13 protein-coding genes are annotated in these 14,743 nt (G+C 72.5%); 7 read left to right on the top strand and 6 right to left on the bottom strand.

Features of this window, described 5'->3' with window-relative positions; translation table 11 throughout:
- The first annotated feature begins 12 nt into the window (after nt 1–12).
- Together ctaD and ACZ7JA_RS13555 are read left to right on the top strand one after the other, a co-directional pair.
- Complete coding sequence (ctaD, locus tag ACZ7JA_RS13560; RefSeq protein ID WP_450745169.1) at nt 13–1,743, top strand: aa3-type cytochrome oxidase subunit I; 1,731 nt, start codon at nt 13–15, stop codon at nt 1,741–1,743.
- Nucleotides 1,740–2,117: a hypothetical protein gene (locus ACZ7JA_RS13555; RefSeq protein ID WP_351663225.1), complete on the top strand. Its 378-nt coding sequence runs from the start codon at nt 1,740–1,742 to the stop codon at nt 2,115–2,117. Before ctaD ends, ACZ7JA_RS13555 begins: the two co-directional genes overlap by 4 nt.
- Before the next feature lie 41 nt (nt 2,118–2,158).
- Here ACZ7JA_RS13555 and ACZ7JA_RS13550 read toward each other — a convergent pair whose 3' ends face one another.
- Nucleotides 2,159–2,554 carry a GNAT family N-acetyltransferase gene (locus ACZ7JA_RS13550; protein ID WP_450745171.1) on the bottom strand — a complete coding sequence of 132 codons (396 nt, stop codon included), beginning with the start codon at nt 2,552–2,554 and terminating at the stop codon, nt 2,159–2,161.
- 126 nt (nt 2,555–2,680) lie between these two features.
- On the opposite strand from ACZ7JA_RS13550, the gene ACZ7JA_RS13545 reads away from it, so the two are divergent.
- Entirely contained in the window at nt 2,681–3,520 is an 840-nt protein-coding gene (locus tag ACZ7JA_RS13545; RefSeq protein ID WP_470808122.1) for an MBL fold metallo-hydrolase, read from the top strand.
- A 48-nt stretch (nt 3,521–3,568) separates the two neighbouring features.
- Here ACZ7JA_RS13545 and ACZ7JA_RS13540 read toward each other — a convergent pair whose 3' ends face one another.
- From ACZ7JA_RS13540 to ACZ7JA_RS13525, 4 genes are all read right to left on the bottom strand, one after another.
- Nucleotides 3,569–5,023: an NAD(P)/FAD-dependent oxidoreductase gene (locus tag ACZ7JA_RS13540; RefSeq protein ID WP_470808121.1), complete on the bottom strand. Its 1,455-nt coding sequence runs from the start codon at nt 5,021–5,023 to the stop codon at nt 3,569–3,571.
- Nucleotides 5,024–5,055: 32 nt separating this feature from the next.
- A complete protein-coding gene (locus tag ACZ7JA_RS13535) occupies nt 5,056–6,210 on the bottom strand; it encodes an MAB_1171c family putative transporter (RefSeq protein WP_351663237.1) in 1,155 nt (384 codons plus the stop codon).
- Between the two features lie 64 nt (nt 6,211–6,274).
- Nucleotides 6,275–7,450 (bottom strand): hypothetical protein, encoded by a 1,176-nt coding sequence (locus ACZ7JA_RS13530; protein ID WP_389447573.1) that lies wholly within the window; start codon nt 7,448–7,450, stop codon nt 6,275–6,277.
- Complete coding sequence (locus tag ACZ7JA_RS13525) at nt 7,447–8,007, bottom strand: hypothetical protein (protein WP_389297647.1); 561 nt, start codon at nt 8,005–8,007, stop codon at nt 7,447–7,449. Before ACZ7JA_RS13525 ends, ACZ7JA_RS13530 begins: the two co-directional genes overlap by 4 nt.
- A 679-nt stretch (nt 8,008–8,686) precedes the next feature.
- Here ACZ7JA_RS13525 and ACZ7JA_RS13520 point away from each other — a divergent pair.
- The 3 genes from ACZ7JA_RS13520 (at nt 8,687) to ACZ7JA_RS13510 (ending at nt 12,615) form a co-directional block, all read left to right on the top strand.
- Nucleotides 8,687–9,973 carry a phosphatase PAP2 family protein gene (locus ACZ7JA_RS13520; RefSeq protein ID WP_389297979.1) on the top strand — a complete coding sequence of 429 codons (1,287 nt, stop codon included), beginning with the start codon at nt 8,687–8,689 and terminating at the stop codon, nt 9,971–9,973.
- Nucleotides 9,974–10,118: 145 nt separating this feature from the next.
- Entirely contained in the window at nt 10,119–10,289 is a 171-nt protein-coding gene (locus ACZ7JA_RS13515) for a DUF5670 family protein (protein ID WP_199209256.1), read from the top strand.
- A 763-nt stretch (nt 10,290–11,052) separates the two neighbouring features.
- Nucleotides 11,053–12,615: a LamG domain-containing protein gene (locus tag ACZ7JA_RS13510; protein ID WP_470808536.1), complete on the top strand. Its 1,563-nt coding sequence runs from the start codon at nt 11,053–11,055 to the stop codon at nt 12,613–12,615.
- Between the two features lie 58 nt (nt 12,616–12,673).
- On the opposite strand, the gene ACZ7JA_RS13505 is transcribed toward ACZ7JA_RS13510, so the two are convergent.
- Entirely contained in the window at nt 12,674–13,306 is a 633-nt protein-coding gene (locus ACZ7JA_RS13505; RefSeq protein ID WP_351663252.1) for a VOC family protein, read from the bottom strand.
- A 183-nt stretch (nt 13,307–13,489) separates the two neighbouring features.
- Between ACZ7JA_RS13505 and ACZ7JA_RS13500 the strand changes: the two genes are divergently transcribed.
- Nucleotides 13,490–14,737 carry an NAD(P)/FAD-dependent oxidoreductase gene (locus tag ACZ7JA_RS13500; protein WP_403679940.1) on the top strand — a complete coding sequence of 416 codons (1,248 nt, stop codon included), beginning with the start codon at nt 13,490–13,492 and terminating at the stop codon, nt 14,735–14,737.
- The last annotated feature ends 6 nt before the right edge of the window (nt 14,738–14,743 follow it).

The following is a 14,743-nucleotide window of genomic DNA, read 5'->3' as shown; positions in this document are numbered from 1 at the left end:
GACATCCAACCTGTGAGCATCGTCAACGAACCTCCCGGAGCGGCGGCAGCCGAGGACTCGTACGAGAACGAGCTCCCGGTCAGGCGCAAGCAGCCCGGCAACGTGGTGGTCAGATGGCTGACGACCACCGACCACAAGACGATCGGCACGCTGTACCTGGCGACGTCGTTCCTCTTCTTCCTGTTCGGCGGGGTGATGGCGTTGATCATCCGGGCCGAGCTGGCCCGGCCCGGCCTGCAGATCGTCTCCAACGAGCAGTACAACCAGCTCTTCACGATGCACGGCACCGTGATGCTGCTGATGTTCGCCACCCCGCTGTTCGCCGGCTTCACGAACTGGATCATGCCGCTGCAGATCGGCGCGCCCGACGTGGCGTTCCCGCGGCTGAACATGTTCGCCTACTGGCTGTACCTGTTCGGCTCGCTCATCGCGGTGGGCGGTTTCCTCACCCCGCAGGGCGCGGCCGACTTCGGCTGGTTCGCCTACAGCCCGCTGTCGGACATCGTCCGGTCGCCGGGCCTCGGTCCCAACCTGTGGATCCTGGGCCTGGCCTTCTCCGGCTTCGGCACCATCCTCGGCGCGGTCAACTTCATCACCACGATCATCTGCATGCGCGCCCCGGGCATGACCATGTTCCGCATGCCGATCTTCACCTGGAACGTGCTGCTGACCGCCGTGCTGGTCCTGTTCGCCTTCCCGGTCCTGGCGGCCGCGCTGTTCGCCCTGGCCGCCGACCGCATCTTCGGCGCCCATGTGTACGACGCGGCCAACGGCGGCCCCATCCTCTGGCAACACCTCTTCTGGTTCTTCGGCCATCCAGAGGTGTACATCATCGCCCTGCCGTTCTTCGGCATCGTCACCGAGATCCTGCCGGTGTTCTCCCGCAAGCCGGTCTTCGGTTACATGGGCCTGGTGGCCGCGACGATCGCGATCGCCGGCCTGTCCGTGACGGTGTGGGCGCACCACATGTTCGTCACCGGCGCGGTGCTCCTGCCGTTCTTCTCCTTCATGACGTTCCTGATCGCCGTGCCGACCGGGGTGAAGTTCTTCAACTGGATCGGCACCATGTGGAAGGGCTCGCTGTCCTTCGAGACGCCGATGCTGTGGGCGCTGGGCTTCCTCGTCACCTTCCTCTTCGGCGGACTCACGGGCGTCATCCTGGCCTCGCCGCCGATGGACTTCCACGTGTCCGACTCGTACTTCGTGGTGGCCCACTTCCACTACGTCGTCTTCGGCACGGTCGTCTTCGCCATGTTCGCGGGCTTCCACTTCTGGTGGCCGAAGTTCACCGGCAAAATGCTGGACGAGCGCCTCGGCAAGATCACCTTCTGGACGCTGTTCGTCGGCTTCCACGGCACGTTCCTGGTCCAGCACTGGCTGGGCGCCGAGGGCATGCCGCGCCGCTACGCCGACTACCTGGCGGCCGACGGTTTCACCGCCCTGAACACGGTCTCGTCCATCAGCTCGTTCCTGCTGGGCCTGTCGATGCTGCCGTTCCTCTACAACGTGTGGAAGACGGCCAGGTACGGCAGGCCGGTCGGCGTGGACGACCCGTGGGGCTACGGCCGCTCGCTGGAATGGGCGACGTCCTGCCCGCCGCCGCGGCACAACTTCACCACCCTGCCGCGGGTCCGCAGCGAGTCCCCGGCGTTCGACCTGCACCACCCCGAGGTGGCTCAGCTCGAACACGAGGCCAACGTCGGCCGGCGTGACGCGGTCGAGCCAGAGGGCGGCCAGAGGTGACGACGCCGAACCGTCCTGACGCCCCACGGGGCGGCCAGGACGGCTCGCTCGCCAACGAGGTCGAGGGCTACCTGCTCCTGCACGCGGAACTCGAGCAGGCCCAGCGCGAGGCCGAGGCGCTCTGCGCCCGCCTGCCCTGGCTCACCACCGGCCAGGCCGAGGACCTCACCCAGCACTACACCGAGCAGCGCCTCGACCTGACCCGCAAGGCCCTCCAGGTCACGGCCGACCGCGCCAAGCGCCTGCGCGGCGAGTACGAGGCCCGCTACCGCGAACTGCGCCGAGCCCTGCTCCGGCGCCACGCCATGACCGCCTGCTTCATCGTCACCTGCACCGGCACGGCGAACACCCTGGCGTGGTACGCCACCCGCTGACCCGTCCTCACCGGGGCCCGCCGGCCGCCCCCCTGGCCCCGCTAAAGGGCGACCAGGCCCGCCGCCGTCTCCCTGAAGCCGCAGGCGCCGAAGTAGAACGAGCGCAGCGGCTCCTCGAAGTCGACGTGCAGCCAGGCGCACTTCGCGGCCCGGGCCTCCCGGGCCGCGACCGCCACGAGCTCGGTGCCGACGCCCCGGCCCCGGCAGCGCCGGGCCACCACGGTGTCGAGCAGGAAGGCGTGGGCCCCTCCGTCCCAGACCACGTTGACGAAACCGACCAGCTCGCCGTCCTCCCGTGCGCAGACCCAGCCGAGACTGTGCCGCTCGAGTCGTGCCCGCCAACGGGTGCGGGTCACCGGGTGACCGAATCCGTCGGCGTGCAGTGCGTCGAGGGAGTCGTCGTCCAGGTCGCCCCGCCATTCGAACATGATCGCCATGCGCCGATCGTAGGGCCGTGCGCGTCGCCGAGGCGTGTGTCCACCGGGGAACCGGTGGGAACCCGGGGCCGGTGGAACGGGGTGCGGACGCGACAGACGGGCTCGGCCCGTCGGGTGAGGACGGCCATGGGTGACACGGACGATGCGGTTGACCTGCACTTCATCGGCAACGCGACGGTGGTGCTGCGCTACCGGGGACTGACGCTGCTGACGGACCCGAACTTCCTGCACCGCGGCGAGCGGGCGCATCTCGGGTACGGGCTCGTCAGCCGCCGGCTCACGGAGCCGGCCCTCGACGTGGCGGACCTGCCCCGCCTGGACGGCGTCGTCCTCTCCCACCTGCACGGGGACCACTGGGACCGCCGGGCCAGGAACCACCTGGACCGGGCGGTGCCCATCGTCACCACGCCGCACGCCGCACGCCGGCTCCGCATCTTCCAGGGGTTCGGCGGGGCGGGCGGCCTGGGCACCTGGGAGAGCTGCGTCCTGGAGCGGGGCGGCGCACAGGTCCGCGTGACGTCCCTGCCCGGCCGCCACGCCCTGCGGCCCGTGCTGCGCGGTCTGCTGCCGCCCGTGATGGGCAGCATGCTGGAATTCGGCCCCGCCGGCGGCCCGGTGCGGATGCGGCTGTACATCTCGGGCGACACCCTGCTGTACGACGGCCTGGACGAGATCGCCCGGCGTTTCCCCACCGCCGACCTGGCCGTGCTCCACCTGGGCGGCACCCGGCTCCCCGGCGGGTTCGTCGTCACCATGGACGGCGCCCAGGGGGCCGAGCTGGCCCGGCGCCTGGACTACCGGCACGTCCTGCCCGTGCACTACGACGACTACACGGTCTTCCGCTCCCCGCTGGACGACTTCCTGGCCGAGGTGCGCGGGCTCGGGCTGGACGAGCGGCTCGTGCACTGCCCCCGCGGCCGGCACGCGCGGCTGGAGCCCCACGGCGACCCGCACACCGTCCGATGAGACCTCCGGGACCGCGGGCCGCCGGCAGCCGGCACGTGGCGCGCCCGGCTACGGGGTGGGACTGGGCCGCGGTGCGGTCGGCCGGTGCGCGGCCCCTGTGAGCCGGTCGAGCACGCGCTGCTCCGAGGGCAGCAGCGGGGGTTCCAGCGTCCGGGGGAGGGCCGGCCCGGTGAGCGCCGCGAGCAGGGCCCTGGGCCGCAGCGCGCGGGTGGCGGGCGCGGTGAGGCTGGTGACGTCCCACAGTGCTGAGGCCGCCTCGTAGGTCCCGGTCGCGGCCCGGGTCAGCCGGTTCGTGTACCAGGCCGCGACCCGGTCGGCGGCCCGCGGCCGCGCGCCGACGACGCCCGGATAGAGGACGTCCACTCCGACGGCGGTCGACCAGGCCGTGTCGACGTGGCGGGCGGCCCCGCGCAGGACGCGCCGGGACAGACCGGCGCCGGTGAGGCCGTGCCGCTGGACTTCCCCGGCCAGGACCCGGGCGCCGAGCGCCGCCACCGACATGCCCTGTCCGTAGGCGGGGTTGAAGGTCGCCAGCGCGTCGCCGAGGACGACCAGGCGCTCGGGCCACTGCTCGGCCTTCTCGAAGTACCGGCGGCTGTTGTCGGTGCTGTGGCCCCGGCTGACCGCCACGTCGGTGAGGGGCTCGGCGCCGGAGATGAGGTGGCCGACGATGGGGTGCGGCAGCGTGAGGGCGTAACGGAGGAAGCCCTCGGGGTCGCGGGGCGGCTCACCGCCCCGGGTGCCGGCCGCGCTGACCATCCACCGGTCGCCCTCGACGGGCAGCACCATGGCGCTGCGGCCGGGCCGGCCGGCGTAGGGGTTGGCCTGCACCAGCGTCAGCGGAAACGATCCGGCGCCCGGCGGGGTCCGGTAGATCCGGGTGGCGTTGGTGAGACCCGAGTCGATCTTCTTCTCCTCGACGCCCGTGATGCCGATCCCGGCGAGCCACGCGAGGCTGCCCGAGCCGCGGCCGCTGGCGTCGACGACGATGTCCGCCTCCAGCTCACGGCCCGGCCCGTGGTCCGCCTCCGGGCCGAGACGGACGCCGCGGACCCGCCGGACGTCGCCGAGGAACCCCTCGACGGACGCCCGGTGGAAGGACACGTCGGGCCGGGTCTCGAGGAGGATCCGCCGCAGGACCCAGTCGGTCAGCGCCCGGGTGCAGGTGATCATGTGCGGGCCGTCGCGCTTCCACCGGTGGAACCAGCCGCCGTCCGGAGTGAGGGCCAGCATCCCGTTGCCGAGCGCGATCTCGTGGGCCCCGGCCTCCAGCAGGCGCTCGCGCACGCTCACGGGGAACAGCGCCTCCATCGCGGCGAGGCCGCCGGCCATGAGCAGATGGGCGTGCCGCCCCTGGGGGACGCCGCGCCGGTCCTCGGGGCCCTGGGGAAGTTCGTCCCGGTCGAGCACATGGACCCGCAGCGTGGGATCCGCCAGGGACAGCGCTGCTGCGGCCACCAGTCCGGCCGTGCCGGCTCCGATCACGACTGCTTTGTGCGGCAACGGGCTCTCCTCGTAATGGTCTTGGAACGGCGTCACTGGGTCCCTATTCGCTCCGGCGCCGCCTTGTGGAGGCGGTGCACGGTGCTCGCCAGCTCGACCAGGTCGATGGTGATGCGGAACTTCTCCGGTGGATCGGCGGGACCGGCGCCCTTGCCCGACGCACGCCGTAACCCGTCCATGATCATCGCCTGCTCCGACGCGGCCCGCGCCCTGTCCTGCCGCTCGCCGCGCCGGACTGCCGCCGCGTACGCGCTGTGTCCGACCCGCTGGTCGAAGTGCGCCGTGAGCTGCAGCAGGGCGTCCCGGATGTTCGCCTCCAGCAAGTAGAGCCGATTGCTGGGCAGTTGCCACCACAACTGCCACCAGGTCGGTTCCGCCCTCGGCGCCGTCGCCACGTCCTTCACGGCGGGCCACAGGGGCTTCAGCGCGCGGTAGGTGGCCAGGCTCTGCCGCTCCGCCGCGGCGGCGGACGCGAGCCGCGGCAGCACGAAGCCGGCGGAGTAGATCAGGGCGCCGAGCGCGGCGGCCGGGGGCGCCACGGTGGTCGACAGGACGTCCAGGTCGTACCCGAGCCAGCGCGCGGCGACCGCGGTGACCTTGGTGAGGGTGAACCCCAGGCTGTCGACGAGGAGGCCCACGAGGATCAGCCGGAGACCGACCCGGAGCAGTCCGGTGACCTCGTCGCGCGCCCACTTCAGGCACACCGCGCTCAGCACGATGGTGCTCGTCAGGTGCCCCACGAGGTAGAGGGCGATCATCTCCCTCATGTACGGGGTGTTGGCGTAGTAGGTGTCCAGGTCGGTGAGCCGTTCCGTGCGCGCGTCCGCGAGGGCGAACAGCACGACGATGGCGACGACCAGCGTCCCGTACACCGCGACGGTCATCCGGACCATGCGCCGTATCCGCTCCTGCGCCCCGCCCCTCCAGTGGATCAGCAGGATGATCAGGGAGCAGCTGAAGGCGGAGATCGAGCCGTAGGTGAGCGGGGCGCCGACATTGGGGATGCCGGTGGCGTGGTTGACCGCCGCGAGGGTCACCGGCGCCGACCAGACGAAGCAGACGGCGGCGAGGAACGTGGTGGCCCGGGTGGCGACGGTCAGGGGCGAGCGGGGAGTCGTGCGTGGTCGGCGAAGCAGCATGGCGGCCAGGGCCAGAAGGAAAGCCGCCGTGTACACGACGAGACTCATATCGTGGGGGACTCCGTTCAGGTCCTCTTGCTGTGTGGGGGGATGGGTGGGGTCGTCGGCATCGTCACACCCGGGGCCGGCCCGGTCCTGCGCCTTCGGCGACCTGGGCGGTCGCCCGCGTCAGCCGCGCGGACCGCTTCAGGGCGTCGGCGATCAGGACCAGGGCCTCTGAGTCGCGGGGGTGCGAGAGCCGGCTGGGCGCGCCGACGTGTTCGAGTACGGGCTGCGTACTGCGCTGCGCGGCCGCCGCTATGGTGGCCGCCCACGCCACGGAGACGGCCCGTTCCCGGTCGCCCGTCCTCGTCAGCTCGGCCTCGTGTACCTCGTCGAAGAGCCGGGTGTCGAAGAGCGTCTCGAGCGCGTGCAGGCCGTTGAGGATGGTGCTCCGGCGCCAGGTGCCCCACAGGAAGGGGGAGCGCGGCCGCTCCACCCGCAGGGCACGGTCGCGCAGCACCGGATCCAGCGCGGCGTCCAGGGAGGCCAGCCGGAAGAAGTCGCGCCAGGCCGACAGGTGGTAGCCGGTCATCGGCAGCAGCACCCCGGCCACCGTCAGCAGCGCCCCCAGACCGGCGCAGACGGCCGGCACCGACGTGGCGAGCACCGGCCAGTCCCGGCCCGACCAGCGGGCGGCGACGGCGATGAGCTTGGAGACGCTGTACCCGGCGGTGATGACCGTGCCGGTGCCGATCGTCAGCAGACTGGCCCGCAGCCAGGGCCGCTCGCGCACCTCCGCCTCGAAGCCCCAGCGCAGCGACCACAGGGCGCTGACCGTCACCGCGGTCAGGTGCGCGACCAGGTACAGGACGACCATCTCCGCGATCCACGGCGTCGTCGCGTAGTACGTGTCGAAGTCGGTGCGCCGTTCCCGGGGTGTCGTCCCCAGCGCGAACAGGGCGGCGACACCGGCGAGAACGGCCGCGTAGCCCCACATCCAGCGCCGGGTCGTCCGCCGCACCGTCGGGCCGCCGCGCCAGCAGGCGATGAGGATCAGCAGCGAAGCGCTGTACGCGGTGATCGAGACGTAGGTGAGCGGGGCGGCCAGGTTGGGCACGCCGCTGACCCGGTTGATGACCCCGACCGAAGGGGGCGCCCCGAAGAGGAAGCACAGCGACGCGAACGCCAGCACGCCGTTGATGGCGCGCTGGGAGAGTTCGCCGCGATGCCGGATCAGATCCGGCAGCTTGGCCAGCAGCCCGACCCACAGCAGACCGCAGCTGATGTAATTTATCGCCCCGCTCATTTCCGGTTGCCCCGGTAGTTGAGGGCGTCGGCGATACGGCGGGCCGTCTCCCCGGTGATCACGTCCCGTTCCATCAGCGCCCGCATCTGCTGGCCGACCCGGATCCCGAACAGCTCGGCCTCCTTCTCCGGATCGTCGTCGAAACGGGAACGCGCGGCGGCCGGCTGGGCGCCGTGCTCGTGCCCCGGTTCCGCGGGGGCGTGGGCCCCGGCGGCCGGCCGCTCCGCGGCGAAGCCCTCCCGCTGCCGCATGTGCCACAACTCGTGTCCGAGTATCTGCGCCTGGTGCCAGATCTCGGCGCCCTGCTCGATGATGACGTCGTCCCGGTCCGTACGCTCCAGCCACATCCCGGTCGCCTTGAACTCGCGGGGGATGGGCACACGGTGCACCTCCAGCCTGCGGTCGCCGCGCCACTGCCTGGCGGACTCGACCAGGGCGTCGAACAGGTCCTCGGCGTTCAGGATCGCCCCGTCACCGGAGCCGCCCTCCCCAGAGCCGGTGCCGGCCCTGAGCCGCTCCCGGATGGGGTCGATGAGCGTCGCGGCGAGCTGACGCATCTCCCTGTCGCGCCTGCGCAGTCTGTGCCACCGGCGAAGCCGGGCCGGAGAACTCATGGGCGGTCCACGGCGGTCGGCGACGACGCGGGGCCCCGGGCCGCGGCGGGGCCGCACGGGGCGGCGGCGGTCAGGGGTGCGACGTGTGCGTCGCGCGGCTCGCGACGCACACGGGCGAGCTGAGGGAGCTGTGGGGCTCCGGCCGGCCGGGCGCCGGCATCGTCTGCTGCCACCGAGTCCTCTCCCGGGCGCATGGCTTCGGATCAGGGAACGTGCCTGACGTGAGGGTATCGACTCCGCCCCTCCGCTGCTCGCCGGAGCCGGGATCCGTAGCGCCGTCCTCTGGTCCGACCGGCCGTCCCGGCAGGCGCAGTTGACGCTCCGTGGCATCGCGGCCCGAGATCAGCACGCGGAGTGACCCGCGCGTCCGCGCCGGGGTCCGGCGCCGGTTCGGCCACTTATCGCTCAAATCCGCCCGCACCGCTCCGATAGCATGATCCGGCCCAAGGCGAGCGCCCTCGACGCCCGTTCCGCACCGGACGAACACACCATTCGGTGCGAACAGTTACTCCATTAACTGAAAACCAACAAATCGGCCAAAAAGTTGATACCTATATCATCGCGGGTGTTTTCGCGAATAAACAGCAGAGTCAAGTCCGTACCGTGGCGTGAGCCGCGGACGATCCTGTGGGTCGCCGCGAGTGTGGTGACGCTCGGGTTCCTGGTCGCGCTGGAGATCGCCGCGCGCCACTACGGCATGGCGGGACCCCTCACCAATCAGGCGCGAGAGGTGATCTTCCCGCCCAAGTCGGGCTTCCTGTTGTACGCCAGCATGGCGCTGATGATGGTCGTGCTCACCTGGCGGCAACGGATCATCGCGCTGTGCACCGCGATCGGCATCGACGCCGTCGTCCTGCTGGCGCGCTGGGCGGCGGGCGCCGACCTCACCGAGGGGCACCCCTTCGGAAACGGCGCGCTGTGGGTGCTCCTCGGCTGCGCGGTCGTCGCCGTCACGCGCCGCACCGGCGCCGAACGCGCCCTGCTGCTCAAGGGCGTCGGACTGGGCCTGCTGCTCGTGGCCGGCCGCAAGACGGGCGACACCTGGCTGGTCATCACCTCCAAGACCCGCCCGACCGTGCTCGACCAGTACGTCGCCACCGCCGACCACGCGCTGGGCGACCCGTCCTGGCTGGTGGGCCGGCTCGTCCGGGCCACGGGACCGGTCGGCGCCCACGCGCTCGACTACGTCTACGCCCAGCTCGCGGTCGCCGCCGTCGTCGTCACGATGTACCAGCTCCGCAACGTGGCGGCCGAGCGCCGCTTCCCGCGCCACCACCTGGTCCGCACCTTCCTGGTGATCGGCCTCGTGGGCCCCGCCGTCTACATGGTGTTCCCGGTGGTCGGGCCGGTCTTCGCGTACGGCGCCGACGGCGGGCACTGGGCGGTGGCCGACCTGTGGCCGGACACCCCGACGCCGGTCACCGGCCCGCACCACATGGCGTTCGACGGGATCACCCCGCGCAACTGCATGCCCAGCCTGCACACCGCCTGGGCCACCGCCATCTTCCTCCACTCCCGCAAAGGTCCCCGCGTGCTGCGCTTCGCGGGCGCCTTCTGGCTGGTCGCCACCCTGACCGCGACCCTGGGATTCGGCTACCACTACGGCGCGGACCTCGTCGCGGGCGTCGTGTTCACGCTCACCATCGAGGCGGCCCTGCGCTCCCTCGAACGCGGCTGGGACCGGACGGGGACCCGGCTCGTCCTCCACGGCGCCGCGGTCTTCGCCGCGCTCCTGCTCTCCTACCGCTATCTGCCGGTCGAGATGGCCGAGTACCCCTGGGTGTCCGGACCGCTTCTCATCCTGGCGATGGCCTCGGTCATCCACGGCTACGTGCGCACCACCAGACTCTGGGACCCGGTTCCGGTACCGGTGCCGAAGCAGCCGGAACCGCAGCCCGAGCCGGCGTGAGCCCTCCGGGGGCGGCCCGGCCGCGGAGCGCCCCCGGAATCGCCGCAACACGCGCACATGCCCTTCATCTCCATGAAAAAACCAGCCAATTCATGTGCTTGTCGCGGTGAACCAAGGGCATTCGCTGGCCAGGAGGTTGATACATATGGTTCCCCTGCTTCTGGTTCTTCTGCTGGCCCTGATTCTCTTCGGCGCGGGTTTCGCCCTGAAGGCGCTGTGGTGGATCGCGGTGATCGTTCTGGTCGTGTGGCTGCTGGGCTTCGTGGTCCGGCCCGCGGGCAGCGGCGGCCGAAAGGGACGCTGGTACCGCTGGTAGACGAGCGTTCCGACGCATAGAACACGCCACGCCTGAACCGTGGACGGGGCCCGGCCGCAACGGCCGGGCCCCACGTGTGTGTACGGCGCCCCGAAACTGGCGGGAAAACGGTTTCGGCGTTGTCGGTCGCCGTTGCTAGCCTGCGGCGGCCCGACAAAGATCATCGGACTCAAGGGGAGAGAGCCGAACCGTGCCCGTACACAGCAGACAGAGACGGCACCGCCTGAGACGGACCGTCGTGGGGGCGCTCGTCGCCGCTACGGCGGCGGCGGTGCCGGGAACGTCCTGGGCGGCGACCGACGTGCCGCCCGCACAACCCCTCGTGAAGGACCTGCACACCGACGGCAAGGCGTGCGCCGCCGGGGAGGACGCCCGCGCCTACGTCGCGGCTGCCCCGCAACTGAGCGCCGTGCTGTACGACCCCGACGGCGGCCAGGTCAGCGGTGAGTTCGAGGTCTGGTGGACGGACGCCGGCGGCGCCGAGCAGCGCCGGACCTACACGACGACGGCCAAGCTCTCGGGCAGCCCGTTCACGCTGCGACTGCCGTCCGACATCCCGCCGGACACCGTCGTGTCCTGGCACGTGCGGGCCAAGGACAGCCAGAGCACGTCCCCCTGGAGCTCGGCGGGCGACGATGGCACGGCCTGCGAGTTCGTGTACGACGACGTGAACCCGGAGAAGGCGGCCATCACCTCGCCCGACTACCCGCGGTCTACGGACGTGTTCTGGGTGGACGGAGTCGGCGTGTACGGCCACTTCACCATGGACTCGCCCTCCGACGACGTCGTCGCGTACGTCTACGACTTCATCCGCGGCCCGCACGGAACCGTCCGTGCGGACCAGCCGGGCGGCGCGGTGACCCTTCCCTACCTCCCGCTCAGCTCCGGTCCCGAGACGCTGACGGTCCGTGCCGTCGACCGCGCCGGGCGCAGCAGCGGCCAGTCGACGTACGACTTCAACGTCAAGTCGGGCCGCGCCCCCGTGGCGCACTGGGAACTCGGCGACGCGGCCGGCTCCACGAGCGCCGCCGCCGAGTCCGGGACCGACGCGCGCGCGGGCTCCGGGGTCACGTTCGGCGGGGACGCGCCGGCCGGTACCGGCCTCACCGCGACGGCCCACCTCGACGGCGGCCACCAGGCGTTCCTCACCCCCGGCGCCCCGGCGACCGACACGACGAAGACCTTCGCGTTCGGCGCCTGGGCGAGGCCCGGGCGCACGGACCGGGACATGGCGGTCCTGGGCCAGGACACGGACGGCTCGGCGGGCGTGGCGCTCGCCCTGCGCAGCCGGGAGACAGGTCCCGTCTGGTCCTTCACCGTCGGGGGCCAGGAGGTCTCCGGCGGCGTACCGGAGACCGGCGAATGGGCCCACGTCCTGGGCCTGTACGACGCCGAGACCGGCCACGCGCAGCTCTACGTCAACGGCCGGGAGACCGGTACGCGGGTGAAGGCCGCGCCCGCTCCGGCCTCCGGCGCCTTCCGGATCGGCCAGGCCCACGGCGTCCGGCCCTGGAAGGGCGACATCGGCGACGTCCGCGCCTACGACCGGGTCGTGGTGCCCGACGAGGCCGGCCGACTCGGCTACCGCAAGCCGACGCCGCTCGGTCACTGGTCGCTGGAGACCGCGTCGGACGGCACCGCCAGCCCCGAGCAGAACGGCGGACAGCCGTTGACGCTCGGCGGGGGAGCGGTGATCCACCGCGGGCCCGACGGTTCCTGCCTGCCCGAGCTCGACCCGGACTGCCCCGTCGTCCCCTACGCCCTCCAGGGCGAAGGCGACCTCCAGCTGGACGGCCGGACGGCCTACGCGGCCACCCGGCAGCCGGTCGTGGACACCGCCGACAGCTTCACCGTCGCCGCCGTGGTCCGCCTGGCGGACTCCGAACCGGACCGTCCGATGACCGTGCTCTCGCAGGCGGGCGAGCACACCGACGCCTTCAAGGTCCGCTACCAGCCGTCCCTGCACGCCTGGCAGCTGGTGATGCCGGTCAAGGACGAGACGGGGGCGGCCGAGACCGTCGTCTCCCAGCTCGCGATGGCCGACGGCGGAGAGGGCCAGGGGCACCGCCTCGCGGTGGTGTACGACGACGCCGCCGACACCATCCGGCTCTACCTGGACGGCATGACGGGCGAGGCGGGGACCGCCGGCTTCGCGAACGGCTGGCACAGCGGCGGCCCGCTCCAGGTGGGGCGCGGGCTCACCGCCGACGGCTGGGGCGAGTACCTGCACGGTGACGTGGACGAGGTGCAGGCCTTCTCCGGGGCGCTGCGGGACGGCGACATCATCGGCCTGGGGATGGGCACCGACCCGTGCCTGTGCTCGTGAACGCGCGCACGGGCTGAGTCGGCCTCCGCCTCCGCCGCGGAGGCGGAGGGAGCCCGCGTCACGCCGTGGCGCCCAGCGGGGCCGCGGCCTCCCAGACGAACCCGTCGGGGTCGCTGAACGGGCCGGCGGCGCCGGAGAGCACGAGTCGGTGCGATCCGGTGCCGTCGGCCGGCAGCCCCGCGTCCTTGGCGAGCGCGCGCCGCTTGTACAGGGCCAGCTTGACGGCTCCCGGCCCGGCGGCGAACTCGACGTACGTGCCGCCGAAGCTCTTGCCCACGGTGAGACCCCGCTCGACGTAGAAGCGCTTGCTGGCCTTCACGTCCGCGACGCCCAGCAGGAGGACGAGCTCGTCGATGTCGCGGGTGGCCGGCCCGGTGTCCTTCTTCGCCGACGTGGCGATCTTCCAGACCGTGCCGTCCGGGGCCTGGACGACACCGCCGTAGCCCCACAGCGACTTCGCGGCGGGCTTGAGAGCGGTGGCGCCCTCGTCCAGGGCCGCCCCGATCAGGGCGTCCACGTTGCCGGGCTGGGACACCACGAGCGACAGCGTGAAGCCGCGGAAGCCGCTCGTCGGCTCCTCGCAGGCCCGCAGGCGTACCCGCGAGGAGTCGAGCCCGAAGGCGTGGGAGCAGAAGCGGGCGGCGGCCGCGGCGTCGGCCACCTCGAGGGTGACGGAGTCGATGGAGGTCATGTCCTCGACGGTAGGGAAAGCCCCGGTGCCGTGGCTTCTCGAAAACTGACCGATGTGCCCCACTCCCAGCCCCCGGCGCACCGCACCGCGGCGGAACGGGTGCCACGGCGGGCGACGCTGGGCGCGCCGCGAGGCCGGTCCCCGCTTTCGGGGTACAGGTGTCCGCGTCGAAGGAAGGGGACCATGATGACTCGGCACAGCGGGGAGCCGGACACCGTCGTCGTCGGTGCGGGGCTCGCCGGCCTGGCCTGCGCGCTGGACCTGTGCCGCGCCGGGCGGCGCGTCGCGCTCCTGGAGGCGTCCGACGGCGTGGGCGGCCGTATGCGCACGGACCGGCGGGACGGGTTCCTGCTGGACCGGGGCTTCCAGGTGTTCAACACCTCCTACCCCCAGGTGAAGCGACGCCTCGACCTGAGGAGCCTGCGGCTGCGGCCGTTCACTCCCGGCCTCGTCGCGCACACCTCGCGCGGCCCCGTCCGCCTCGCCGACCCGACCCGCCGGCCGAGGGACGCGGGGGCGCTGCTGCCCGGTCGGGTCCTGCCGGCGCGTGACCTGGCCGCCCTCGGGGCGCTCACCGCGCGGGACGTCCTGCTGCCGGCCGGCGTCCTCAAGCGGGGCGCGGACCGCTCCACCGCCGAGACCCTGTCCCGCGCCGGCGTGTCGGCGGAGACGGTGGCCGAGATCCTGCGGCCGTTCCTCTCCGGCGTGTTCCTGGAGGACGCACTGGAGACGTCCGGCCGCTTCTTCCACCTCGTCTGGCGCAGCATGGCCCGCGGGACGCTCTGCCTTCCCGCCGGCGGCATCGGCGCCGTACCCGCCCAGCTCGCCGCCGGCCTGCCCGAGGGCGTGCTGCGGCTGGAGACGCCGGTCGACGAGGTCACCGCCTCCGGGGTGCTCCTCGCGGACGGCCGCGAACTGCCCGCCACGACCGTCGTCGTGGCGACGGACGCCGTCACCGCCGCCCGTCTGCTGCCCGGCACGGCCGCGCCGGACAGCCGCACGGTCACCACGTACTACCACGCGGCCGCCCGCTCCCCCCTGGCCGAGCCGACCCTGGTGGTGGACAGCACCCGGGCGGTCCTCAACACCTGCGTCCTCACCGAGGCGGCGCCCACGTACGCGCCGCCCGGCACCGCGCTGATCTCCACCTCCGTGCTGGGACTCGACCGCCCGGAGCGGGGCGGAGCCGTGCTGCGGCGCCTCGCGGAGCTCTACGGCACCGACACCGGCGAGTGGCGGCAGGTGGCCGCGTACACCGTGACGGGAGCCCTGCCCGCGATGCGTCCGCCGTGGCCGCTGAGCCGCCCGACGCGCCTCGCGCCGGGCCGGTACGTCTGCGGGGACCACCGGGCCACCGGTTCCGTGCAGGGGGCGCTGGCCTCGGGCAGCCGGGCGGCCCGGGAGGTGCTGAGCGACTTCCCGGGCGCCTGACAGGGG

It is taken from the genome of Streptomyces sp. NPDC038135, from assembly GCF_055601245.1.
Note: the sequence above shows the minus strand (reverse complement) of the source record. Positions and strands in the feature narration are given on the sequence as shown.

Bases quoted from the DNA above. Each gene is read 5' to 3' on its own strand.
- ACZ7JA_RS13550 (WP_450745171.1), bottom strand. From the start codon at position 2,554: ATGGCGATCATGTTCGAATGGCGGGGCGACCTGGACGACGACTCCCTC.
- ACZ7JA_RS13545 (WP_470808122.1), top strand. From the start codon at position 2,681: ATGGGTGACACGGACGATGCGGTTGACCTGCACTTCATCGGCAACGCG.
- ACZ7JA_RS13535 (WP_351663237.1), bottom strand. From the start codon at position 6,210: ATGAGTCTCGTCGTGTACACGGCGGCTTTCCTTCTGGCCCTGGCCGCC.
- ACZ7JA_RS13530 (WP_389447573.1), bottom strand. From the start codon at position 7,450: ATGAGCGGGGCGATAAATTACATCAGCTGCGGTCTGCTGTGGGTCGGG.
- ACZ7JA_RS13525 (WP_389297647.1), bottom strand. From the start codon at position 8,007: ATGCGTCAGCTCGCCGCGACGCTCATCGACCCCATCCGGGAGCGGCTC.
- ACZ7JA_RS13515 (WP_199209256.1), top strand. From the start codon at position 10,119: ATGGTTCCCCTGCTTCTGGTTCTTCTGCTGGCCCTGATTCTCTTCGGC.
- ACZ7JA_RS13510 (WP_470808536.1), top strand. From the start codon at position 11,053: ATGGACTCGCCCTCCGACGACGTCGTCGCGTACGTCTACGACTTCATC.
- ACZ7JA_RS13505 (WP_351663252.1), bottom strand. From the start codon at position 13,306: ATGACCTCCATCGACTCCGTCACCCTCGAGGTGGCCGACGCCGCGGCC.
- ACZ7JA_RS13500 (WP_403679940.1), top strand. From the start codon at position 13,490: ATGATGACTCGGCACAGCGGGGAGCCGGACACCGTCGTCGTCGGTGCG.